The organism is Mycobacterium sp. ML4, assembly GCF_054515735.1.
Genome location: NZ_JBTNSY010000011.1, coordinates 181,756 through 207,017, shown reverse-complemented (window position 1 = coordinate 207,017; position 25,262 = coordinate 181,756). Strand labels below are relative to the sequence as shown.

The window sequence follows — 25,262 nt, the reverse complement described above, 5'->3', positions numbered from 1 at the left end:
CCCTCTTACGCATTGGTAGTTTGCGGGAGTGCTACTAACAGGGCCAGAGCGCGTGCAAGCCTGGTGTTCGACGACAACGTGGGGTTCGGCCCGCTGGCAGCGCGCTCTTGCGGCGCTTGTGACCGCTGTGATCGTTCAGCCGCAGTGGTCTGTCGACGCGGGAGTGGGGGTCGACCCGTCCTGGGAGGCGGTACTCGCCCTGGCTCCACTCCGCCATCTTGCGTGGGGGCCGGATCTCGTCTTCACCTACGGCCCCTTCGGGTTCCTGCAGACCGCGTCCTACTACTCGTTTGGGCAGTCCCTGCTGGCCACCGTCTATCAGATGGCCGTCATAGCCGCGCTCTTCCTGGGCGTCTGCGCAGTGCTACGCCTGCGCTGTGCCCCGATGACGTCGCTCCTCATCGCGTTCGCCACGACCGCCGGCATCGCCATCGTCCAAGTCACTCATGGCAATTCGTTGGGCTTGATGTATCCCGAGCTGGCCATTCTCGCTGCCTTGGCCTGGGCGGCGGTGCCCATGTTGCAGCGGAACCCCCCACGATCCAGGGTGTTCGTCACATGCGTCGTCATCGGCTTGGTCGGTGGACTCCAGCTCTTGGTGAAGTTCAATACCGGCCTGACGATGTTGGCAATCGGGTTGGCCGCATCGGTGTTGCTCGGCTGGAAAGCGGTTGGGCGCCACTGCGCGACGTTGGCCGCGTTCGCAGCGTCCGGCACGATCTGCTGGCTGCTTGCGGGTCAACGGCCGGCGCATCTGTTCGGTTGGCTGAGGTCCAGTCTCGCCATAGTGTCCGGCTACAACGAAGCACAAGCGGTGCCGCTGCCACTCGATGCGGTTCCCGCGCTTTTGTTGGCCCTCCTCTGGATTGGCGTGCTTTGCTGGATGTTTGCGCGGGGCGGCCGGGAAATCCCGCGCAGCTTCGTCGGGCTCGTCGCTGTCGCGACGTTGATCACTTTCAAAAGCGCGTTCGGGCGTTACGACCTATGGCACATCAGTATGTTGGTCGGCCTGATCGCGGTTTCTATGGTCATGGCCCCGTTCCCCAGGGTCCGCGTGCGCGCGATCGCGCTAGCGACGGTAGTCCTCGCTTTCTTCGTCGCCGGCGGCGTACCCGCGATTCAAGATCGCTTCCTAGCCGCGATAGCGGCGCCGGCACAATCGGTCGGGCGCTTGATGACACTGGCGGTGCCAGGGCGGTTCGAGCACCGCATCGAACAATCGAAGGCACGTCAACGTGCGTTCTATGCCGTCCCAGAGCACTTCCTCACGACCATAGGGTCCGGAACAGTTCACGTTGACCCCGTCGACACGACCGTCGTGTGGGCCTACAAACTGGCATGGCAGCCGGCGCCCGTGTTTGCGACCTACTCGGCATATCTGCCCGCACTCGACAGACTCAACGGCGATTCACTCAGCCATCGCACCAATTTCGTCTTGTCCCGTGTGTCGACGGCTGCACCCGCTGCCGGCATCAACGGACGCCTTGCCGTGCAGGAATCGCCGCTGTACTCCCGTGTACTGCTGTGCGATTTCACGGTGGCCGGCGTCGAGAACCGGTGGGCGTTGTTCGCCCGCAGCGCACCGCGTTGCGGGCCGCTCGCCAAGCTGTCGGAGGTCGTGGTCTCCGGAAACGAATCCGTCAAAGTTCCCGCACCCAGCGCACCCGATATGGCGGTGCTGGTGGGAATCGACTTGAACCCGACCTTCATCGACCGGTTGTTCCAGGGAACGATCGTCCCGCTGACCGCTCCTACGATGACCCTGGATGGCACGAGTTATCGCCTTGTTCCCGGTAACGCGGTCGAGCCGTTTCTCGTCAACACCCCAGGTTCGGTTCAGGGCACCAACCTTGAGATACACGCTCACACCGTCGGTGTCGGTCGTTCCCGCTCGCTGGGTCAGGGGCCTGCCAGTGCACGGCTACGGTTCTACGAGATGCGCGTTCGCGCGTAAAGCCGTTCGGCCCGGCGCTACGGGCTGGGTGTCGCCACACAGGCGTACTGAAGGTAGAGGCCGTCGGCAAAGTACCCCAGGCTCAGCACATTGGCGAGCAGCCACAGGCCGCCGTAATGGGCGTTGATGCCTTTGACGCTCACCATCGTAAAGCCGGAGTTCTCGAACATGCGCACCATGCTCTTGCGTGTGAAGAACCGAAGATGGGTGCGGTCGAAAATCCCGAAATCCTCCTGGGGGAAGTCTTTCCGAAACAGAACCTTGCTCAGCGCCGGCAGGAAACGAATGTTGGGGATCGAGGCGACGACGAGGCCCCCGGGTGTGAGTTTGCGTCGCAACTGCTTGAGGGTTTCGCCCGGTTCAATTAGATGCTCCAGCACGTCATTGCAGGTGATGACGTCGAAGTGGGCGTCGGGGAGCTCGGCGATCCGCTGATCCGCGTCTCCGGCGAGAACGCGGTCGAGGACGGCGGTCGCGGCGTGGGCCGCGCGCTCGTCGAACTCGATGCCCCAGACTTCCGCGCCGGTGACCTCTTTGATGCCGGCGCCGAAAGCTCCTTCCGCACAGCCCAGATCCAGCACGCGCTTGGCGGTGGTCGGCACCAATCGCAACATCTCCGGCCGCGTGTGGCGGTAGTACATCGTGAGACCAGTCGGCTCTGCCGTTTTGCGCATAGGTTCCTGTTCCATCGAGCTGACGGCCTGAGCATAACCTTTCGCAACTCGCCCGACCGGCGGTTGGCTGGGACTGAATGCACGTCATGGTGAACCCAAGGCCACAGCCTGCTCCAGCCCACCCGAAACGCCCGCTGACGGTTCTCGTTCCCGTGTACGGTTTTTCTCGTGTCCGTCCTCATCACGGTTCCGGTTTTCGGCCAGCACGAGTACACGCACGCCCTAATCGAAGACCTCGAACGGGAAGGCGCCGAGTACCTCATTGTCGACAACCGCGGTGACTACCCCAAAGTCGGCAGCGAGCGGGTCACCACGCCCGGGCAGAATCTCGGCTGGGCCGGTGGCAGCGAGCTCGGTTTCCGAATCGCGTTCTCGGAGGGCTATTCCCATGCGATGACCCTCAATAACGACACCCGCATCTCGAAAGGCTTCGTCGCCGGCATGCTGGACCCTCGACTACCCGCGGACGCGGGCATCGTCGGGCCGGTGATCGACGATGGCTTCGCCTGCGCGGTAACCGAAGAGAAACCCGCTGCGGCCGATTACCGTCCGCGACCGTTCTACCGCGATGTCCCTGCGGTGGAGGGGACTGCGTTGATGATGTCCCGCGAATGCTGGGAGTCCCTCGGCGGAATGGATCTGGACACCTTCGGGCGCTACGGGTGGGGACTGGATCTCCATCTGGCGTTGAGCGCGCGGGCCGCCGGCTACGGCGTGTACACCACAGAAATGGCCTACATCAACCACTTTGGCGGCAAGACCGCAAAGGCTCACTTCGGGCGCAGAAAATACGAGTGGGGCGCGCGGCTGGCCATGCTGCGCGGACTGGTGAGGCTGCACGGCTGGCGCGCGACCGTAAAAGTTGAGCGGACCTTGCGCCGGGAGGACAGGTGGCACAAGCAGGTGCCGCACGACTACACGACGCATCCGCTCGGTGAGTAGCGCTATGCGAACAATCGGGTGGCTAATGTCATTGGCGACCCGGATCGGCCACGCGCAGCCGCTATCTTTGCCATACTCACCCGGTGCCCTCTGCCATCCAAGTGAGATCCAGCTCGCTCGTCATGAAGCTCGTTGCGAAGTATGGGTACCCCATCGGCACCCGGCTCATGGGCTCGGACGAAGTGTTGTTCATCAACTGGGCCTACGAGGAAGACCCGCCGATGGCGCTCCCTCTGTCAGCCTCGGATGAGCCAGACCGGTACTACATCCAGCTCTACCACACCGTGGCCACCCAGGTGGACCTTGAGGGCAAGGACATGCTGGAGGTCAGTTGCGGCCACGGCGGGGGCTCATCGTATCTCGTACGTACGCAGAAGCCGGCCTCCTATACGGGCCTGGACTTGAACCCGACCGGCATCAAGTTCTGCCAGAAGCGGCACAAGTTACCCGGCCTCAGTTTTGTTCAGGGAGATGCCGAGAAGCTCCCCTTCCCGGACGAATCTTTCGATGTCGTGCTCAATGTCGAAGCGTCACACCACTATCCCAACCTGCGACGTTTCCTCACCGAGGTAGCGCGCGTGCTGCGCCCGGGTGGGCATTTCCTCTACGCCGACCTGCGGGCCGTCCATCTCGTTCCGGAGTGGGAGGCCGCGCTGGCCGCCGCACCGCTGCAACTGGTATCCCAGCGCTCGATCGACGACGAAGTGAAGCGCGGGCTGGAGAAGAACTCGCCGCGACTCGAGGAACTGATCAGCCGCCGCGTCCCCAAACTCCTGCAGAAGTTCGCGCGGAGCAACGGGGGAGTGCAGGGCGGAAGACTCTATAAGGGAGTTGAGATGGGGCTGTTCTCCTACCGGGTGTACTGCTTCACAAAGGCCACGAACGCCTAGCGGCGACGGTCGGCCCTGTCGCCGATCCGTGGCAAGGCGCACCAAGAACGCCCCTCTGCACCAACGGAATTAGCTACTTGCGCTACCGCTATGTCACGCGCCGCACTCAGCGGCGGCCCGATAGCCGCGCACGGCGAGGGGAATGAACAGCCCGATTAGCGCGACCGCCCAGGTCAGCGTCAACGCGAGCGGCAACAGCAGCGGCCCTTCGTGCGCCAATGCGCGCATGACCTCGATCGGCGGCGACATGGGCTGCACCCGCACCACCGGCTGCAGCCAGTGCGGAAAGAGCGCAACCGGAGTAGTGCCGGAGCTGACCAAGACCAGCGCCGTGACGAGGGTCGCCATGTAGGTCACGATGGCACGGCCGTGGCTGCGCACGGCCAGCGTCATCACCAGAGCCGTGAACCCGACCACGACCAGCGGCGGAATGAGGATGTAAGCCAGCGCCGTGTGCCAGCCGTGGGCAAAGCGCAGACCCATGACCGTTCCGATGACGGTGATCAGGATGGTGCCCACGAAGGCGCGCGCCGCTTCGGCCAGTAATCGTCCGCCGATCGCGCTCGCCCGGTGCACGGGCAGCACCCACATGCGACTGAGCAATCCGGACGAGCGCTCCATCGGAATGCCGACGGCGCCGCCCAAGGCGCCGAACATGCCGGCCAGCACCGCGCACATCGGGACCAGACCGTAGATGCTGTCGACACCGGTGACCTTTTGGATCTGCGCGCCAAGGATGGCCTTGTAGACCACCAGCAGGCAGATGGGAAGAATGATCGTGCTGAGCATCGCCGCAGGCTCGCGACGCCACCGGATCATGATCCGACCCGCGTGCAGCCAACTCTGGGTGATCAGCAAACTCAACGCCCTTACTCGCGAATTCATGCGCCGCGCCTCTGCAACCGCAACGTGATGACCCCGAAAATCAACAGCATGCCCACACACCACCCCATGGCCGGCCCCGCGTGTTCGACAGATATGTGCCCGCTCGCCAACCCGCGCAACGTTTCGGCGGTCTGCGACACGGGCTGGTTGCGCACGAACGGCCGCAACCACTCAGGGAAAGTCTTCTCCGGTGCAACTCCAGTCGACAGCAAGATCAGCAGCAACTGGGGGATCAGCAGCATCTGACTCGTCGTTTCAAGGCTGCCGCCGCTGGACCCCAACGCGTCAGCACCCAGCGACACCGCCAGGCAGAGCAGCAACGCAAGGAAGACGAAGGCCAAGCCGGCGGGCAGTCCGCCGGACATCCGAAATCCGAACGCGTAGCCGGCAATCATCGTCGCGGTCAACGCGATCGAGGCCCGCACCAGGGTGGCCGTGATGCGAGCGCTCACCGGAGAGATTGCGGAGATCGGCATGGTCCGCAGCCGGGTTCCCAGACCGAAGACGCGGTCGCGGCCGGCGCGGTCTGCCGTGAGCGCCGCCGCCATGATCATCGACTGAACGACGATCGCGGGCAACAGATACTGGGGGTAGGTCAAGCTGCCGGTGTCGATCATCCCGTGGGTGGCCATGGTCAGCCCCACCAGGCTGATCAGCGGAACGAAAATCTCAAAGAGGATTCCCGCATCGCGCAGCGTATTGCGCAGCGATCTCTCGGTGAGGGCGACCAGGGCGGTCATGGCTGGCTGACGGTCTGGCTGGTGAGATGCAGAAAAGCCTCATCCAGCGACGGCTTGCGCAACGAGATGTCGGCGATCTCGATGCCGATCGCATCGAGCCGACGGAACACCTCGCCCAACGTGGCCACGCCGTCGCGGGCGAGCACGGATACCGAGTTCGTGTCGGAGTCGAGGTCAATGCCCTCGAGTCCGGTGAGCGCGGCCGCTACCTGCGCAAGATCTGCCGGATTGGCCGGCGTCACCTCGCAGTAGCACGCGCCTGCCTTGCGCTTGAGTTCCGCCGCGGTGCCGCTGGCGATCACCTGGCCATGGTCGAAGACAACGATGGAATCACTCAGGACGTCAGCCTCTTCGAGGTACTGCGTGGTGAGCAGCACTGTCACGTCCTGCGAAGCGAGCGAACTGACGATGCTCCACACGTCGCGTCGGCTGCGCGGGTCCAGTCCGGTGGTGGGTTCGTCCAGGAAGAGCACTTTGGGTGTCACCACCAGCGCGCTGGCGAGATCGACCCGCCGCCACATGCCTCCGGAGTACGTCGATACCCGTCGATCGGCGGCTGCTACCAGGTCGAACTGCCCGATCAATTCGTCGGCGCGGGCCTTGGCCTGTTTGCGGCCCAGCCCTCGCATCCGCCCGAACAGGACCAGATTCTCCCGGCCGGTGAGCATGGGGTCCACGGCGGTGAATTGTCCGGTTATCCCGATCTGGGAACGCACCTTGGCCGACTCGCGAACGACGTCGTACCCAGCGACCAGCGCGCGTCCCGAACTGGGTCGGATCAACGTGCACAAAATGTTCAGGGTGGTCGTCTTACCAGCGCCGTTGTGGCCGAGGATGGCGCACACCGACCCGGCGGGAACCGCGAAATCCACGCCGCGCAGTGCCTGCGTGGTTCCCCCGAACGTTTTTGTGAGGCCCTCGACCTCAACAGCATGTTGCCCCACGCATGGGAGTATTTCATGGCCGCTTGCCGCATGCGGGATATTCGCGCAATCGCGGAGATTTCTGCGAAAGCAGTGGTGGAGTGGACAATCGCACGGCCTGTCCGGCCCTGCAATAGGGCGCTCAGCACCCGGAATCGGCCTGTTGCGAGTGGCTCGGCTGATAGTCTGGCCCCCTTCGCAGCTAATCGAACGGACCCAGATGACCGCCCTGCAGCGCTTTTTCACCGAGGATCGCCCGCGACAGCAACGGCGTGCCGATTGGCGACGTGCTGCGCGGCGAGCGCAGGCCACCGTCATGCCATGGTCGCCACGGGTGCTCGGCAAGAGACTGGAAAGTCAGGCCCGGATGCTGGGTGACCACATCAAACGCGGCGATACCGTCCTGGACGTCGGATGCGAAACGGGGCATCTGTGCAAGTATCTCGCTGACATGCACGGGGCGACGGCGACCGGTATCGACGTCCACGATTCGCTGACCATCCCGATCGAGTTCAGCGTGTTCGACGGCCGGACAATCCCATTCGAGGACAACGCCTTTGACCACGTCGTGCTGAGTTTCGTCCTTCACCACGCCAACGACCCGATGGCCCTGATCAAGGAATGCCGGCGGGTGGCCAGGCGCAGCATCATCGCGTTCGAGGATCTGCCCGAGACCCGGGTGGAGAAGATGCTGACCAAATTCCACATCGGGGCTTTCAAATTGGCCTACCGCCTGGAATCGGCGGGCGATTATCGCACCGCGCTGCGCTGGCTCGACGAGAACGCCGCCGAGGTGACCGAGACGCCGCTGCCGCTGGACTGGTTCGACGTCTTGTACCGAGTGCCGCACGTCATGCTGATTTACCGACTTGCGAATGACTAGAGGGCGATGAAATTCGTCCTGTCAAGTTGCGGGACGCGCGGCGACGTCGAGCCATGTGCTGCAGTGGGGCTCGAGTTGCTGCGCAGAGGGCATGACGTCGTCATGGCGGCACCACCCGACCAGGTCGGTTTCGTTCAGGACACGGGTCTGACGGCGGTTCCGATGGGGCCCCCGACCGGCGAGATCCCGGACGTCTTCGTCACCCCGTGGACGATCAAGGATCCCATCAAACCGGTTCGCGATGCCATGGAGCACATCAACGAGCGCTGGGCCGACGTGAGCGAGACGTTGAAGACGCTGGCCGCCGGAGCCGATCTACTTTTCACCGGCGTGTCCTATCAGGAAGCCGCCGCCAATGTCGCCGAGTACTACGGCATTCCCGTGGCCGCGTGGCATCACGTGCCGATGCGCCCGAACGGCCAACTGCTGACCATCGTGCCTGCCCCGCTGCTGCGGTCCGTGATGAGGGTTACCGACTGGGCGCAGTGGCGGCTGGTCAAGCGTGCGGAGGACACCCAACGCGACAAGCTCGGTCTACCCAAGACGAAGGCCCCCGCAGCGCGGCGAATGGCACAACGTGGATCGCTGGAGCTGCAGGCGTACGAAGCGCTGTGTTTTCCGGGCCTGGACGGCGAGTGGTCGGCTCGCCGACCGTTGGTCGGAGCACTGACGGCGGAGTTACCGACGGAGTTCGACGACGAGACCCTGACGTGGATTGCTTCCGGTTCCCCGCCGATCTACTTCGGGTTCGGCAGCATGCCGGTCAAGTCGCCGGCTGCCACGGCGAGGATGATCGCAGCGGTGTGTGCCCAGCTCGGCGAGCGAGCGTTAATCTGTTCCGGCGCAACCGCATTGACTGAGCTACCGGAATCCGACCGCGTCAAGGTGGTACGCGCGGTGAGCCACGCCGCTGTCTTTCCCGCGTGCCGGGCGGTGGTCCACCACGGCGGCGCCGGCACCACCGCCGCAGGCCTGCGTGCGGGGGTGCCGACCTTGGTCCTGTGGGTCGCCTCCGATCAGCCTATCTGGGCGGCTGTGGTGAGGCGGCTCAAAGTCGGCAGGGCCCGCCGCTTTTCACGCGCCACCAGCAAGTCTTTGGCGAAGGATTTGCGTCGCATACTCACACCGGAGCACACGCAGCGAGCGCAGCAGGTGGCCGCCCGGATGACGAAAGCTGCCGCCAGCGTCGCGACTGCGGCCGACCTCTTGGAAGATGCCGGTCGTGGTATTCAATTCGCTTGACACGACGCCCGCATCCGGCCGGTCCGGTTGCCAATGGCGGCTCGCGGGGGCCCCGATCGTTGTACGGTTGCTAGCGTGTCGGTTCTGATCACCGTCCCGGTCTTCGGGCAGCACGAGTACACCCATGCCCTGGTGGGTGATCTCGAGCGTGAAGGCGCCGACTATCTGATCGTCGACAACCGGGGCGACTACCCGAGAATCTCCAACGAACGGGTCATCACGCCCGGCGAAAACCTGGGTTGGGCCGGCGGCAGCGAGCACGGGTTCCGAATCGCGTTCGCCGAAGGCTATTCCCACGCGATGACTCTCAACAACGACACCCGGATTTCGAAGGGATTCGTCACCGGGCTACTGGACCCACGGCTACCGGCCGACGCAGGAATCGTCGGCCCGATGTTCGACCACGGATACCCATACGCAACGGCCGACGAAAGACCTGACGCCGCCGACTATCGCCCCCGACCGCAATACCGCGTGGTGCCGTCCGTAGAGGGCACCGCCCTGGTGGTCTCCCGCGCCTGCTGGGAAGAAACGGGTGGCATGAACCTGGTCGACTTCAAACAGTACGGGTGGGGGCCCGACCTTGATCTGGCGTACCGCGCACGGCGCGCCGGATTCGGGGTTTATACGACTGAGATGGCGTACATCAACCACTTTGGACGCAGAACTGCCAACGCTCACTATGGCGCCTGGCGTTACGAAGTGGGCGCAAACCTCGCCATGTTGCAGGGACTGCGCCGATTGCATGGCCTTGGCGTAGCGCTGAATATCATGCGGCAGATAGGGATCGCGCATGATCGCAAGTCGCACAGGCCGGTACGGCTGGACCCGACCACTCGGCAGGGCGCGTCTTGAGCTGATTCCGGATGCCCGCGTCGCTGGTCTCGAATCTGCGGGGTGGAGGCGATGGTTAGCCGGCCCGAAGTCGCGTAGCCTGCCGTCGGAGCATCGGCGGTCGCCTGCAGCGGAACGAACGCCAGCTCGGCCCGGACTCGGCGTCGAGGGGCTCGTGGGCTCTGGCCGCATTGGACTGGTCACACCTTGCCGTTCCAGCCAGATACGTACCTCATGGCAGGTAACCTGATGTCCGTGGTCGAGTCCTCACTTCCCGCCGTGCTGCGCGAGCGCGCCAGCTTGCAGGCCAACGAGACGGCATTCACCTATGTTGATTACGAGCAGGATTGGGAGGGTGCTTGCACGTCCCTGACGTGGTCGCAGCTGTACCGGCGCGTATCGAACCTGAGCGAACTCCTCACGGCCCACGGTTCGGCCGGTGATCGAGCTCTTATTCTGGCGCCCCAAGGACTTGAATACATCGTCGCCTTTCTCGGTGTCCTCCAAGCCGGTCTTGTCGCGATTCCTCTCTCAGTGCCCTACGGCGGTGCTCACGACGAACGCACACTTGCCGTTCTGACCGACACATCGCCAACGGTGATCCTCACGACGTCGCCGGTCGCACAGAACGTCCGTGACGTGTTGCAATCCGACGAGGCGACCGCCACACCCACGATCGTGGAAGTCGATCTGCTGGACCTGGATACGCGGAAAAGGCCGTCGGGGCCGAGATCGCGCACACGGAAGAGCGATCAACCAGAGTTCCTCTACCTGCAGTACACCTCGGGGTCTACCCGCACACCGGCTGGTGTGATGGTCTCCAACAGGAATGTCTTCGCCAACTTTGAGCAGATCATGGGCGACTTCTTCGTTGACCGCGGAGGCGTCGCCCCTCCTGGCCTCACCGTGGTGTCCTGGTGCCCGCTTTACCACGACATGGGTCTGCTGCTGGGAATCATCATGCCGATCCTGGGGGGCTTCACGACAGTGCTCGCCAGCCCAGTGGGCTTCCTGCAGCGCCCAGCCCGGTGGTTGCAACTTATCGCGCAGCACGAATGCACGGTCTCGGCAGGACCTAACTTCGCCTTCGAACTGGCCGTGCGCAAGACCTCCGACGAAGACATGGCCGGCCTCGACCTCGGGGGACTGCACAGCATTCTCAACGGTAGTGAACGGGTTCAGCCGGCAACACTCAAGCGATTCACTGACCGATTCGCGCGTTTCAATTTCTCGCCGGAGGCACACCGGCCGTCCTACGGGATGGCAGAAGCCACGGTGTACATCGCCAGCCGTAAACCCGGTGAACCGCCGGAAATTGCTTACTTCGACAGCGAGAAACTTCCCGAGGGTGCGGCGGTGCGGTGTGAAATCGGTTCCGGCACACCGCTTATCAGCTATGGTTCCGCCGAATCGATGAATGTTCGCATCGTCGACGCCGACACCCATCGCGAATGCCCGGAAGGGACCGTCGGCGAAATCTGGGTTCACGGCGACAATGTCGCAGCCGGTTATTGGCAGAAACCCGAAGAGACGCAACGGGTCTTCGCCGCGAAGATCGTCGACCCGCGACCGGGGACTCCGGAAGGTCCTTGGTTGCGGACCGGAGATTCCGGTTTCTATTCGGACCGCGAGCTATTCATTATCGGGCGGATCAAGGATCTCCTGATAGTCTACGGCCGCAACCATTCTCCCGACGACATCGAAGCGACCATCCAAGAGGTCACCGCGGGCAGGTGCGCGGCGATCACCGTGCCCGACCGAGGCGTCGAGAAGCTCGTCGCCATCATAGAGATGAAAAAACGTGGCGACAGCGACGAGGCCGCCGAGAGGTTGCGCGCCGTCAAACGCGAAGTCACGTCTGTCATTTCGAAGTCACACGGGCTCAGTGTCTCGGATCTGGTGCTGGTAGCGCCCGGCTCTATCCCCATCACCACCAGTGGCAAGATCCGGCGGTCACAGTGTGTCGAGTACTACCGCCAGAACGTGTTCAACCGCTTGGACGCGTAGGACCCGACCCGGACGGCCGGCTCGCCGGGCAGGTCAATTGGCGGCTGTCGTTGCCTTCGCCGCTCCATTGCCGTTCGTCGCCATGACGACCGGGCTCTGTGGAATGACGCTGTAGCCGAACAGGGGCAACGAATGTTCGAGGCAGGGCTCTTGCTGCGTGGCCTTTTTCTTCTTGCCATTGCGCATGGGGGCGGTGTCGGAATCCATCCACTGCAGATCGTCGGTCAATTGTTCCCGCAGCCCGTTGAGATCGAAGAGCGGGAGTGCGTGGCTGGGTTCCATACGAACCGGCCGTCGTTTCGGACGAGCATCCGTGCGCTTTCGGCTATTGGCGAGCGCAGCGGCGCGGGTCCGCTGTTGCGGCGGCAACTTCTTGGGCGCAGGGGCGGGAATCAGCTTCAGTTTGACCAGTCGACGATGAATCTTCGTCCAGGTTTCGTGAATCTTTCCGCCTGCGAACACCGGTTTACCGGCGTTGCCCAGTTTGGAGGGCCACCAGTTCTTCTGCCCGATCATCGCGGCCAGGGCCGGCACCGTGACGGTGCGCACCAGGAACGTGTCGATGACGATTCCGACCCCGATGATGAAGCCGGCCTCCTGCATCGTGCTGATACTGGCCGTGAGCAGCCCGAACATCGACGCCGCAAAGATCAGGCCAGCCGAGGTGATCACGCCACCGGTGGATCCCACCGTGCGGATGACGCCGAAACGCACGCCGTGCGGCGACTCGTCCCGTATTCGGGATATGAGCAGCATGTTGTAATCCGCGCCGACTGCGACGAGCAGAATGAACGAGAGTCCGGGCAGACTCCAGTGCAGTTCTTTGCCCAAGAGAAACTGGAACACCAGGACACCGATGCCGAGCGCGGACAAATACGAAAGCAAGACCGAGGCAATTAGGTACAGCGGCGCGACGATGGCGCGCAGCAGGAGCACCAGAATCAGGAACACGATGATGATTGTGGCGACGATGATGAATCTGATGTCGCCGTTGTAGTAGTCACGCGTGTCGCGGAGGCCCGTAGGGACCCCTGCCACCATAATTTTGGCGTCCGCCAGCTCGGTGTTCGGGGTCGCCTCCCGTGCCGCCTTTTCAATCTCGGTGATCTGGTCCATCGCGGCGGTGGTGAATGGATTGAGCGCACTCTGGATGAAGTACCGTGCGGCGTGGCCGTTCGGCGCGATGAAGATCTGCGCGCCCTTCTTGTATTCGTCCCGGCTCGTGATCTCGGGTGGGAGATTGAAACCCGCCATGGACTGCTTGGTGGCATCGTGCTTCATCGACAGCAAGAATCCGGACGCTTCGTTCAGGCCGCTACCGAGCCGCCTGGTCTGGTCGACCAGTTCCTTGACGCCGAAAGCCAGTGCCCGGCTACCGTCGGCGAGGGCGTTGGAGCCTTGTTGGGCCTGGGCCATGGTGGCCTGCAGGTTCTTGATGGTCTTCAGCGCATCGGAGGCCTGAGTCAGCGTTTGCTGGATCTTGGTCAGCGTCTCGCCGATGGTCTTCGCCTGCTGGGCCGCTTGCAGATTGCGGGCCATCGCCTTGATCGAAAGCAGCGTTCCGTCGTTGTCTGCCTGTACCATCGCCGCCAGGCCGGCACGCGACTGCACGCAGCCCGGATCGACGTTGCAGTCCGGAGAGTTGTTGAGCGCGCGCAGCATTGGGCCGGCCCAGGCCGAAATGTTCTCCGCGTTTGCCGTGGAGGCATTGAGGTTGTCCCCGAGTGTCTTCATCTGGCCGGTGAACCGTGCGCCCTGGTCCAGGGCGTTGATCGTGCGGTCGCCCCCCAGCATCTGCTCCATCGTGGTCAATGCCGAGACCGTACCGCTCAGGCTGGACACGGCACCGGTGACCTGGTCTCGAAGCTGGGCGAGCGCGTCGGCCAATTGGTTTGCGCCGCCCACCAATCGGTCCAGATCGCCTCCGTGACCCTCGATCTGGGTCGAGGCCTCATCGAGCTTGCCGCCGACTTCACCGGCCTGCCATGACACCTTCATCTGTTCCAGGGTTTCGCCGTTCGGACGCGTCAAGCCCCGCACCATCGTGATGCCGGGGGTTTGGCTCACCCGCGCGGCCACCTGCTCCAGGTCGGCCAGGGCCTGCGGTGTCCGCAAATCGTGCGACGACTCGATGAACAACATCATCGGGGTCATTTGATTCATCGGGTAGTGGCTGTTCATCGCCTCGTAACCCTTTGAGCTGTCGACGTCGTCCGGCATCGATTTGAGGTCGTCGTAGTTGTAGCGGACCGCGGTCATACACAGGGCGAGGGCGATGAGGATGACAAGGCTGCCGGCCAGGTGAATGCGTGGCTTGCGCACGATGCGGATTCCCGAGCGGCGCCAGATCCGGGTGGTGAGATCGCGCCGCGGGTTGATCCAGCCGCGGCGGCCGGCAAGCACCAGAACGGCGGGCAGGAAGGTCACCGCCGCCAGGAGCGACACCACGATGGAAATCGAAATCGCCGGGCCGACAGCGGAAAACACTTCGAGTTTGGTGAAGATCATCGCCATGAAGGTGACGGCCACCGTTGCGGCTGACGCGGCGATCACCTTGCCGATCGACATCAACGCCTTCTTGACTGCCGTGTCGGAGTCGTCGCCGTGCCGCAGGTAGTCGTGGTATCGGCTGATCAGAAAGACGGCGTAATCCGTTCCGGCGCCCATCATGACCGCCGTCATGAACACGATGACCTGCAAGTTTGTGCCCAGGCCGAGTTCCGCCGCGCCGGAGAGGACGCCCTGCGCGGTGGCGATGGAGATCCCGATCGTTGCCAGCGGTATGAACATGGTGATCAGGTTGCGGTAGATCACGATCAAAATGATCAGCACGCTGACGACGGTGGCGATTTCGATGAAGTGAATGTCCTCCTGGCCCATGTCGGTGATGTCCGCGACGGTCGCCAGGGGTCCGCTGAGGTTGGCGGTCAACGACGTTCCCGCGACGGTCTGCTTGACGATCGCGGCGATGCGCTTGTAGGTCACCAGGGTGGCCGGATCGTTCTGATCGCCGGGAACGTTGACCGGCAGGATCAGGGCCTTGCCGTCCTTGGCGACCAGCAGCTTGCGCATCTCTGGGTCGTCCAGAGCGTTCTGGACCGACATCTTGTCCTGGGTGTCTTCGTTCAGCCTGCTGATGAGTTTGCGATAGGTGGCCTCGTCGTCGGGCGTCAGCCCCTTCTCATCGGTCAAGACGATCATCAGGAAGGCGGTCGGCGCTGCCGCTGCGGCCGCTGGTGACGGAGCTGACGAGTCTTGTTTGTCGTCGGCCTTGCTATCGGCCGGTGCGCTGAACGCCTTGGTCATCTCCCTGGAGACGACCATTGTCGGGGCGTCGTCCGGGAAGGGACTCGGGGGGTGTTTTCCGGCCTGGACCTGAAGCGGCGGGAACGCCAGGAAAAGGACGAACGCGATCGCGATCCAGACACCGATGACAAGCCAAGGCCATTTCACGACGAATTGGCCTAGGCGGTCGTATAACCCCCCGACCTTGGCCGCTTCGCTGGACCCGGACACCCTACAACCCTACAAGCAGATCTCGGCCGTCGTGGGCCAATCGGTTGACGCGGCTAATCGTGACGCCAGCGTTATATTCATCGATTGACATCCGTGCGACAACGTGGATTGGCGGTCACGGAAGCTGTCCGGTGCTACGTACCGGGATCGCCGGATTGGTGTCGCGGACCCTGTTCTCGATCAGATCGGCAGCCTTTTGCACGCTGACGGCGGACGGGGTCATCTGCTTCGCGATTTCGCGGGCACGGTTAACGTATTTCGGCTCCAGAATCGCTCGCAGATCTTTGAGCAGTGATTTCTTGGTGACTCCGGCGAAACGACGCGCTTTGCCGATCTTGAGCTTCATCACCTGAGCCGCCCAGAGCGGCTGTTCGGCGCTGATCCAGAGAACAAGTGTAGGGACGCCGGCTTTCATACCGGCGGCCAAAGTGCCGGGTCCGCCGTGGTGGACAACGGCGCGGCAAGCTGGGAAGACGGCGGCATGATTCGCCTCAGCAACCACTTTGACATTGTCGGGCACCACCACGTCGGCCATGTCGGTGACGCCACCGCAGATCAGCGCGCGGGTTCCCAATTCCGCACACACTTCGCTGATCAGGGCGACCGTGTTAGCCGGGGTTTCGACACGCATACTGCCGAATCCGAAATAAATCGGCGGTGGTCCGGCGGCGATCCAGGCGGCAATCTCCTCGTCGGTGGCCGTCGGTAGTTCCAGCGTCAACGCCCCGACAAATGGTCGCAGGCCCGCCCATTCTTCTTTGAGGCCCGGAAAAAAGACATCCTCGTAGCCCTGGATCTCCAATGATCCGCGCTGCACGATCCGTTTCGCGGAAGACACATTCGTCTCGGGCAACCCCAAAGCCCGCCGCTGCGCATTTTCCGGCCCTTTGGTCAGTAACCAGTACAGCGCATATATCGTCTTCATCGCCGTACGGTTGACCGGCGGTGGCAGAAAAGGAATCAAGTGCCCCTGCACCCGCTGCGGAAAATAGTGCAGCGCAACCATCGGAATATCGAGGTATTCGGAAACGTTGGCGACTACTCCGGCGTACGTCTGACCCGCGACGATGACGTCGGCGTCCTTCGCCAGCTCCACCAAGGTGGCGCCCATCTCAGCCCAGCCTCGGGTCAGGTATTCCGCACCCGGCTTCAGCACGCCCAGCGGATTCCGGAGCCGCCAAAAGCTCCGGAAAATCTCCTCCTCCAGCTGGGCATGCGAATCCGGGCCGTAGGCAACGGCTTTGAGGCCGGCCGCCGCAACGAACTTGATGAGATTCGGCGGGACCGCCATCTGCACTTCGTGTCCGCGACGCTGAAGTTCTGCGCCGACCGCAGCGCACGGTTCGACGTCGCCGCGGGTGCCATGGACGGGTAAGACAGCTTTCATTACCGGTAGTCAACTCCGTAACGTTTGTGCGCGCTGCGCACTCGAGTGGTGCGAACCGCTACCGCGCCACACGCACCGGGGTGGCCGACAAGCTGCCAGCCACAACCCGCTGGAACACCGACTTCAACTGGTCGGTAAAGCGCGTGACCGACTCCCGGGCGATCGGGTTGTTCGGGAACGACACCATGATCGAGACCTCGTCGAAAAGGCGCATGACTGTCGAGTACAAGTAGGCCGGGCTGCGGCCATCGGTGAATGCGGTGGCATTCACGCCATCCAGCGCGGTCGCGACGATCCCGGAAAGGGGCGGAAGTCCCGCATCCATATAGCTCATCATGGTGAACTGGGGTCCGGGTTTCCGCAGCCAGGGCGCCAGTTCCAGAACGCGGTCATACGGGACGTCCTTGACGCTCATGTTCGCGTCGAAGGAGGCTTGCGCCGCGCGAGCTGTTTCCTCGAACGAGTTCGGGTCGACGGGAATGACGAACGGCACGATACCGGTGAACCAGCCGACGGTCATGAATTCGGCCGGGGTCTTGCGCTTGTCGGTCGGAGTGAGACCGTAATACGTGAGTTCACCGGTCATCTCGTAATGCGCGAGTGCGGCGCAGGCGAACAGTCCGCCGCTGAACCGGGCGTCGGCCTGCCGGCACATGGCTTCGAACTTGGCCGTCTGGTCAGCGGCCAGCAGCTGTTCGGCGTGGACGTCTCCGCCGCACGCGATCGACTGGTCACCCAGGGGCAGTGGGAAGTCGGGCAGCGTGCCGCCATTGGCTTCGGCGAACTCGATCCAGGTGCGTACTTCCGGCGACTCCAACGTCATCGAGTTGATAGTTTCGCTTTCGCGAATGCAGAACTCGTCGTAACTCGCGGCCGGCGGCATGGTCATCGGCGCCCTGCCCTCCACCAGCGCGTTGTAGTTCATCACGATCTCGACATACAGCCCCGCGATCAGCATGGGGTCGCAGTGCAAGTGGTCCACCACGGCGTACAGCGCGAACCGATCTTCGTACTGAATGACGCCGTACCGGAAGCAGTCCCACTGCAACGGCTCGGGAGTTGCCAACACATGCGCTTCCCAATCGGACTTCGTCATCGTGCCGTACTCTTTGGCCACGAAATTGATGTCGCGTGGGTTCTTCAGCGTGTGCCGGACAATGTTGTCAGGGCCCTTGAACTCAAACCAGCTGTGGTACGTCCCGTGCCGACGGAGGTGCGTGTTGATGACGTAGGTCATAGCGCGGATGTCGCACTTGCCGGGTACTTCCCACGAACCCATGACCGCCCGGGAATAGTCGAGGCCCTTGTCGCGGAACTCGACGAAACCGCGGAGGTGACCCGCCTGCATGCAGCTGGCCGGAACTGCACTCGGCGGGGCCTGCCGCGCCTTCGCAAGACATCCCGGAGTCGGCTCCCACGTGATGACTGACCCCGGACCCGGATCCCAGTCGTAGGCGTTTCCGACTCGCAAGTCGTCGTGTTGAGACCCTCCGCCTATGAACACGTTTCCCTCCTTGTTTAAAGTCCTGCAGGACAAGTCGTTCCCTCATTCGAACGGCGTCACGCGGGTGCGCCTTCCTTGGGTGCCATCTTGTCGACGAGGTGGTCTGCCAATCCCCGAACGGTGGTGATGTCGGCGGAGGTGATGCGCACACCAGTTTGTGATTCGATGTGCGTGCGCAATTCGAGGTTACCCAGCGAGTCGAGTCCGTATTCCGACAGCGGGTGATCTGGATCGATGTTGCGACGCAGGATCAGCCCGATTTGCTCGGACAGCAGGCGCCGCAACCGCCCGGCCCATTCGTCGAGGGGCAGGTCGGCCAGCTCGGCACGCAATTTGCTGGAACCAGAGCGCTTGTCTCCGGCTGACTTGAACATCTCCAGGAACTTGCTGCGTGCCGCGAAGGACGCGATCCATGGTGTTCCGATGAGGGGGCTGTAGCCCGAGTACGCGCGGTCGTGACGCAATAGCGTCTCGAACGCGTACACGCCCTCGTCCGGAGCGATCGCTGCTCCGCTGCCTTCCGCGAAGTCCGCGCCCCGTCCGATCTCGCCCCACGCACCCCAGGCGATCGAGGTCGCGGGCAGCCCTTGTGCCCGTCGCCAGTAGGTAAACGCGTCCAGCCAGCTGTTGGCCGCGGCGTATGCGCCCTGGCCCGGTGAGCCGAGCAAAGCAGCCGCCGACGAGAACGAGCAGAACCAATCCAGCTCGATCTCGGCACATGCCTCATGCAGATGCCAGGCGCCGTACACCTTGGGAGCCCAGTCGCGCTCAAGCAGCTCTTCGGTGATGTTGGTCAGCACCGCGTCCTCGACTACAGCGGCGCCGTGCAGCACGCCCCGCAAGGGGAGTTCGGTTGCGGTCGCCGTCGCCACCAACTTGCGTGCGGTCTCGGCCTGTGCGATGTCGCCGCACATCACCACCACGTCGGATCCGATCGAACGGATGAGTTCGATTGTCTCCAAAGCCTTTAGCGTTGGTTGGGAGCGGGAACTGAGCACGATACGGCCCGCGCCGGCGGCTGCCATCTTCTCGGCCAAGAACAGTCCCAGACCGCCCAAACCGCCCGTGATGATGTAGGACGCGTCCCGTCGGAATGTCGGCGCATGCTTGGGCGGAAGCACCACGCTGCTACGCCCAGCCCGCGGGATGTCCAGGATCAGCTTGCCGGTGTGCTGCGCACCGCTCATCACACGGATCGCGGTTGCCGCCTCGGCCAGCGGGTAGTGCGTCGCTTCCGGCATCGGTAGCGAGCCCTCGGCGGTCATCCGGTACACCGTGCTGAGGATTTCGCTGACCTGCTGCGGGTGGCTGACGGACATGACACCCATATCCACACCCCAGAACGCGAGGTTGCGGCGGAAGGGGAACAGCCCTAGTTTGGTGTCGCCGTAGATGTCGCGCTTGCCGATCTCGATGAAACGCCCGCCCAGCGCCAGCAACTTAATGCCGGCGAGTTGAGAGGCACCGAAGACCGAGTTGAGCACGATGTCAACGCCGTAGCCGTCGGTGTCGCGCCGGATCTCGTCGGCGAAGTCGGGCGTACGGGAGTCGTAGACGTGCTCGATCCCCATGTCGCGCAACAACTGTCGACGCTGCTCACTTCCGGCAGTGGCGAAGATCTCGCCGCCGGCTGCCCGCGCGATCGCAATCGCCGCCTGCCCCACACCGCCGGTGCCGGAGTGGATGAGCACCTTGTCGCCGGCCTTGATGCGGGCCAGTTCGCTCAGGCCGTACCAGGCGGTGGCGTGCGCTGTGGTTACCGCCGCGGCTTGGGCGTCGGTCATGCCAACCGGCAATGTAGTGGCGAGACGGGCATCGCAGGTGACAAACGTGGACCAGCAGCCCAGGGGTGACATACCTCCGACATGGTCACCGACTTTGTGGTTGGTTACACCCGGCCCTACCGCCGTGACCTCGCCGGCGAAGTCCGTTCCCAGCGCAGGCAAGATGCCGTCCAGGCTCTGATACCGACCGAACGCATTCAGCACATCGGCGAAGTTGATGCTCGATGCCGTGACGGCGACCTCGATCTGTCCTGGGCCGGGGGGGACCCGGTCGAATGCGGCGAACTCCATCGTCTCCAGGTCACCAGGGGTACGGATCTGCATGCGTACCCCGTCGCTCTCGTGCGACGCGATAGTGGTCTTGCGCTCCTCTGGGCGCAGCGGTGAGGGGCACAGGCGAGCCGTGTACCACTCATCGTTGCGCCACGCCGTCTCGTCTTCGTCGGTTCCGGCCAGCAGCAGCTGCTGCACCACCTGTCCCGCGTCGGTGTGATTGTCGATATCAATATGGGTGGCGTGCAAATGCGGGTGCTCGGCGCCCACAACCCGCAGCAACCCGCGCAGTCCGCCCTGCTCCAGGTCAGGGACGTCGTCCGATACTACTTTCTGCGCGTTGCGTGTGACGATGCACAGCCGGGGCGCTTCGCCTTGGGTCTCCGCCAGTTCAGACGCGATACGGATCAGATGCGCAACATGGTCGCGGCTGCGGCGCGCGGAGTCGATATCCGATTCGCCGTTGCCCGGTGTCGTGAGCACCACGACCCCGGTGAGCCCACCGAGGCCAAGTTGGCGGCGCAGCGCTGCTGCAGAGGCTTCATGATCGGCATCTTCATGCCAAGCCAGAATCCTCGATTCTGCATCGTGCAACTTCATTTCGTCGGTCAGCGCGGTTGCCAGCAGATTGGTCGCATCGGCCGTGCTGACGAACAGCCAGGCTCCGGCGTCGTTGGTGGCGACCTCGGGCAATTGGCGCTGTTGCCATTCGATGGTCAACAGGCGTTCGCTGAGCACGCGCGCCCGCTCACCGCTGGCTGAAACCCCGGTACCCATCTCGAGTCCGCGGATAGTCATGACCACCACACCCTGCTTGTCCAGCAGATCGAGGTCGGCCTCGACCGATCCACCGGTCACAGCGGTCACCCGCGAGTAGCAGTACCGGGCCGTTTGGACGGTTCCGAAGGTCCTCAGCTCACGAACACCCAGTGGCAAAAGCAAGCCGCCGAGGCTGGCGATTGCGACGCTCGGGTGCGCAGCGACTGACTGGAAGCACGCGTCGAGCAGCGCCGGATGTACGCCGTAGTTGGATTGCTGTGTGCGAATGACGCTGGGCAGCGCGATCTCGGCCAGCACCGATGTGCCGGTTTCCTCAGCGGTGTGGGCAACCGACAGCCCGGTGAACGCGGGGCCGTACTGGATGCCGCACAGGTCAAGAGCATCGCGGAGGTCGCCGCCCTGCACGCTGCTCGGGTGCAGGGAGCAGAGTTCCCCGATATCCCGCGGCTGCGGTTGGGTCTGGTCGTCGGCGGCTTGCAGCACCGCCGAGGCTCGGCGCGTCGGCACACCGTCTTCGTTCGTCTCAACGATGAATGTGAGCGCGGCGGGCAAATCCGCCGTGGCAGTCAGCGTGACCTTGGTTTCTTCATCGAGCATCAACATCTGCTCGAAACGAACGTCGCGGACGACAGCGGCCTCGCCGAAGGTGGTGCAGGCCGCGGCCAGCGCCATTTCACAGTACGCGGCACCGGGCAGGGTAGCCGTGCCGTGAACCTTGTGGTCGCCCAACCACGGCAGTGCGTTGATGCCAATATCGGCCTGCCATACATGCCGCTCGGGCTCTTCTGGCAGTTGAACGTGCTGACCCATCAGCGGGTGCACCACCACACTGGAACTCAACACACTAGAGCTGTGGCCATCGAGGCTCAGCATGAGGTGGCGGTGGGACCACGCCGGCAGCGGCGCGTCGACCAAGCGTCCGAAGGGGTACAACACCGAGAAATCGACCGTCGCGCCGGTGGTAAATAGGTCACCCGCGAATCCCCGTAGCCCGAACGGCATGGGCTGCAAGCGCCGCATCGAGGCCAGAGCAGCGGCGGTCATGTCCAGGCTGCGGGCGGTCTGGTCTACAGCGTGGGTAAGGAGTGGGTGCGGCGAGAGTTCGCCGAACACGCGGTAGCCATCCTCGAGCGCCGCCTGCACCGCTGCTGAGAACCGGACGGTGTGGCGCAGGTTGTCGACCCAGTAATTTGCGTCGCAATAAGGCTCCTCGCGCGGATCGAACGAGGTTGCCGAGTAGTAGGGGATCTCGGGGGTCAACGGCTCGATCTCGGCGAGGACGTCGTATAACTCGTCCAGAATCGGGTCGACCTGCGGTGAGTGCGAGGCGACATCGACAGCCACCTCGCGAGCCATGACGTCGCGATCTTCCCAGGCCGCGACCATCTCACGAACGCTATCTGTGCAACCGCCGATGACCGTGGATTCGGGTGAGGCGACGACCGCGACGACCGCGTCGTTGATGCCGCGAGCCATCAGCTCCGATAGCACCTGCTGTGCGGGCAACTCCACCGATGCCATGGCACCGGAACCGGAGATCTTAGTCATCAGGCGCGAACGGCGGCAGATCACGCGCGTTCCGTCTTCCAGCGACAGCGCGCCCGCGACCACTGCGGCGGCGCACTCACCCATCGAGTGGCCGATGACCGCGGCCGGGTTGACGCCGTGCGACTTCATCGTGGCCGCAAGCGCGACCTGCATGGTGAACAGCGTCGGCTGGACGCGGTCGATACCGGTGACCTTTTCCGGCGCGGTCATGGCCTCGATGACGGAGAAACCAGACTCGGCCGCGACCAGGGGCTCGATCCCGGCGACGGTCGCAGCGAACACGGGCTCGTTCGCTAGCAAGTCCGCGCCCATCGCCGCCCACTGCGACCCCTGACCCGAGAACACCCAGACCGGACCACGTTCTTCCTGCCCCACGACTTCCGGGTACAACGCGTCGCCATCGGCGACCTCCCGAAGCGCCGCCACCAACTCCGGAGTGTCCTTTGCCAGCAGGGTGGCGCGCACAGAGCGGTGTCCGCGGCGGCGGGCGAGAGTGTAGGCCAGGTCTCGGGCGGCGAACTCGGTCGCGTGCGCCTCGACCCAGTCCGCAAGCCGTGCAGCGGTCTCGCGCAGTCCGTCGGCTGACGAAGAGGACACCGGGACTAGCAGCGTGTCGTCGCTGGTCGGATGGACTGCGGCACCATTGCGGCAAAGCGGTTCGGGCGCCTGCTCAATGATGGCATGCACATTTGTTCCCGAAATTCCGTACGCCGACACCGCAGCGCGCCGTGGCGCGTCGCCCGGCAATGGCCACTCCGTGTTGTCCACCGGGATGAACAGACCGGTGTCGATCTGCGCCAGCTCGTCGGGCAATGCCTCGAAGTGGAGGTTCTTGGGGACGATGCCGTGCTGAACGGCGAGCACAGTCTTCATCAGTCCCAGCGCACCAGCGGCCGCCTGAGTGTGTCCGAAATTCGTCTTTGATGCACCGACAGCACACTTATTGCCAATGGCGTAAACCTCGGCCAGGCCGGAATACTCGATCGGGTCACCTACCGGTGTACCTGTGCCGTGCGCCTCGACCATGCCGACGGTAGAGGCGTCGATGCCGGCTAAGTCCAGAGCGGTGCGGTAAAGGGCGGATTGCGCAGCTCGGGACGGCATCGCGATATTGACGGTGTGGCCGTCCTGGTTGGCGGCCGTGCTGCGCACAACTGCCAGGATTCGGTCACCGTCGCGCTGCGCATCTGAAAGACGCTTAAGAAGAAGCACCACGCAACCTTCACCAGTAACAAATCCATCTGCCTTCGTGTCGAAGGCGTGGCAATGTCCGGTGCCGGAAAGCATGCCGCCAGCCGATGCCGAAGCCGATCTGCGCGGCTCGATCATCACGTTGACGCCGCCAGCAAAAGTCATGTCACTCTCGCCGTCAGCGAGGCTCCGGCAGGCCTGATGAATCGCGTACAAACCGGAGGAGCATGCGGTGTCGATTGTGGAGGCCGGTCCATGCAGCCCGAGCGCGTAGGCGATCCGGCCGGAAGCCATGCAGGAAATCGTGCCTTGGTTTCCGTAAGGTCCGTCGAAGGCATCCGAGGCCATCTGCACTAACTGGTAGTCGCCGTAGTTCAGACCGACGAAGACGCCCGTTTGCCTGGCAATGGTGTCCTTAGTCAGCCCGGCATGCTCCATGGCCTCCCACGCGGTCTCCATCAGCAATCGGTGCTGCGGGTCCATCGCGATGGCTTCTTTCTCGCTGAAGCCGAAGAAGGCCGGGTCGAAGTCGCCGACTTCATCCAGGAACGAGCCCCATTTGCAGACCGATCGGCCGGGCACTCCCGGTTCAGGATCGTAGTAGTGGTCGATGTCCCAGCGGTCCCGGGGAACCTCGATGACGAAATCGTCGCCGCGCAGCAACGCGTCCCACAGCAATTCGGGGGAGGTAATCCCTCCCGGCAGCCGGCACGCCATACCAATGACAGCAACCGGAGTGACGCCCGCCCTATCCACTAACCTTCACCTCTCTGCCTATCCACACGTTTTTATCACCGCTGCTCGCTCTTATTGGCGCTTCGAGAAAATTCGCTGGCGGCTAATCAGACACTGCCACTCTGCAGTGCCACCACCGGCTACCGGTCGACCCCCCGTATCGAACAGCCTCTGGAACTTTCGGTGCGATCAAAGCGTAGCTGCTCCATGGCAACCGCGTGGAAAAATCGTGCGAACGTACAAAAATTTAACAAGGCGCCGCAGCTGGGGCTGCAGGCTGCCCACCCCCGGCTGAAGTGTCCATCGGAGGAGGGACCCGGAGCGTCGCCTGAATGCATCGGTTCACGTGGAGACGTGATTAGTGCTGCGCGCCAGGAAAAGCGCGACTCCGGGAGCGTTGCGTAGTGGCGTCACCTCGGCTCGGGTCTTCGACACAGCCGCCGTGCGGCGTGCGGCATCATCGCCGCAGGGGCGGAACGATCCGTAATGGGGAACATACCTAGCGCCGAGTTTGCTCACTGGCGAGCGAGCTGACCGCTCGCCGCGTCGAGCACCACCCCAGACCGCCGC

The 25,262-nt window shown here is 63.6% G+C and carries 15 protein-coding genes; 7 read left to right on the top strand and 8 right to left on the bottom strand.

Translation table 11 applies throughout. The features are described 5' to 3' along the window. The first annotated feature begins 118 nt into the window (after positions 1-118). A complete protein-coding gene (locus tag ACX9NE_RS14885) occupies positions 119-1,954 on the top strand; it encodes a hypothetical protein (protein WP_459362863.1) in 1,836 nt (611 codons plus the stop codon). Between the two features lie 17 nt (positions 1,955-1,971). On the opposite strand, the gene ACX9NE_RS14880 is transcribed toward ACX9NE_RS14885, so the two are convergent. Continuing rightward, entirely contained in the window at positions 1,972-2,628 is a 657-nt protein-coding gene (locus ACX9NE_RS14880) for a class I SAM-dependent methyltransferase (RefSeq protein WP_459362862.1), read from the bottom strand. Between the two features lie 168 nt (positions 2,629-2,796). Between ACX9NE_RS14880 and ACX9NE_RS14875 the strand changes: the two genes are divergently transcribed. Together ACX9NE_RS14875 and ACX9NE_RS14870 are read left to right on the top strand one after the other, a co-directional pair. Then, positions 2,797-3,570: a glycosyltransferase family protein gene (locus ACX9NE_RS14875; protein WP_459362861.1), complete on the top strand. Its 774-nt coding sequence runs from the start codon at positions 2,797-2,799 to the stop codon at positions 3,568-3,570. A gap of 122 nt (positions 3,571-3,692) precedes the next feature. Further along, entirely contained in the window at positions 3,693-4,460 is a 768-nt protein-coding gene (locus tag ACX9NE_RS14870; protein ID WP_459362860.1) for a phthiotriol/phenolphthiotriol dimycocerosates methyltransferase, read from the top strand. Between the two features lie 93 nt (positions 4,461-4,553). Here ACX9NE_RS14870 and ACX9NE_RS14865 read toward each other — a convergent pair whose 3' ends face one another. Genes ACX9NE_RS14865 through ACX9NE_RS14855 form a run of 3 tightly spaced genes read right to left on the bottom strand, consistent with a single transcriptional unit; the run spans position 4,554 to position 7,029 of the window. Next, positions 4,554-5,345 carry an ABC transporter permease gene (locus ACX9NE_RS14865; protein ID WP_459362859.1) on the bottom strand — a complete coding sequence of 264 codons (792 nt, stop codon included), beginning with the start codon at positions 5,343-5,345 and terminating at the stop codon, positions 4,554-4,556. After that, complete coding sequence (locus ACX9NE_RS14860) at positions 5,342-6,085, bottom strand: ABC transporter permease (protein WP_459362858.1); 744 nt, start codon at positions 6,083-6,085, stop codon at positions 5,342-5,344. Before ACX9NE_RS14860 ends, ACX9NE_RS14865 begins: the two co-directional genes overlap by 4 nt. Beyond that, positions 6,082-7,029 (bottom strand): ATP-binding cassette domain-containing protein, encoded by a 948-nt coding sequence (locus ACX9NE_RS14855; protein WP_459362857.1) that lies wholly within the window; start codon positions 7,027-7,029, stop codon positions 6,082-6,084. Before ACX9NE_RS14855 ends, ACX9NE_RS14860 begins: the two co-directional genes overlap by 4 nt. A gap of 199 nt (positions 7,030-7,228) precedes the next feature. Here ACX9NE_RS14855 and ACX9NE_RS14850 point away from each other — a divergent pair, with 199 nt between their 5' ends. The 4 genes from ACX9NE_RS14850 (at position 7,229) to ACX9NE_RS14835 (ending at position 11,974) form a co-directional block, all read left to right on the top strand. Beyond that, positions 7,229-7,891, top strand: coding sequence for a class I SAM-dependent methyltransferase (locus tag ACX9NE_RS14850; protein ID WP_459362856.1), 663 nt, complete (start codon positions 7,229-7,231; stop codon positions 7,889-7,891). Positions 7,892-7,897: 6 nt separating this feature from the next. Then, on the top strand, positions 7,898-9,133 hold the full coding sequence (locus tag ACX9NE_RS14845; protein WP_459362855.1) for a glycosyltransferase: 1,236 nt from the start codon (positions 7,898-7,900) through the stop codon (positions 9,131-9,133). 75 nt (positions 9,134-9,208) lie between these two features. Next, entirely contained in the window at positions 9,209-9,988 is a 780-nt protein-coding gene (locus ACX9NE_RS14840; RefSeq protein WP_459362854.1) for a glycosyltransferase family protein, read from the top strand. 228 nt (positions 9,989-10,216) lie between these two features. Further along, on the top strand, positions 10,217-11,974 hold the full coding sequence (locus ACX9NE_RS14835; RefSeq protein ID WP_459362853.1) for an AMP-binding protein: 1,758 nt from the start codon (positions 10,217-10,219) through the stop codon (positions 11,972-11,974). A gap of 33 nt (positions 11,975-12,007) precedes the next feature. On the opposite strand, the gene ACX9NE_RS14830 is transcribed toward ACX9NE_RS14835, so the two are convergent. The 4 genes from ACX9NE_RS14830 to pks2 all read right to left on the bottom strand — a co-directional run bounded on the left by ACX9NE_RS14830 (position 12,008) and on the right by pks2 (position 24,713). Beyond that, entirely contained in the window at positions 12,008-15,490 is a 3,483-nt protein-coding gene (locus ACX9NE_RS14830) for an MMPL/RND family transporter (RefSeq protein WP_459362852.1), read from the bottom strand. A gap of 115 nt (positions 15,491-15,605) precedes the next feature. Beyond that, positions 15,606-16,877, bottom strand: a complete 1,272-nt coding sequence (locus tag ACX9NE_RS14825; RefSeq protein WP_459362851.1) for a glycosyltransferase — start codon at positions 16,875-16,877, stop codon at positions 15,606-15,608. A gap of 58 nt (positions 16,878-16,935) precedes the next feature. Further along, positions 16,936-18,381, bottom strand: a complete 1,446-nt coding sequence (locus ACX9NE_RS14820; RefSeq protein WP_459362850.1) for a condensation domain-containing protein — start codon at positions 18,379-18,381, stop codon at positions 16,936-16,938. A 56-nt stretch (positions 18,382-18,437) separates the two neighbouring features. Continuing rightward, positions 18,438-24,713, bottom strand: a complete 6,276-nt coding sequence (gene pks2, locus ACX9NE_RS14815; RefSeq protein ID WP_459362849.1) for a sulfolipid-1 biosynthesis phthioceranic/hydroxyphthioceranic acid synthase — start codon at positions 24,711-24,713, stop codon at positions 18,438-18,440. Positions 24,714-25,262 lie beyond the last annotated feature (549 nt).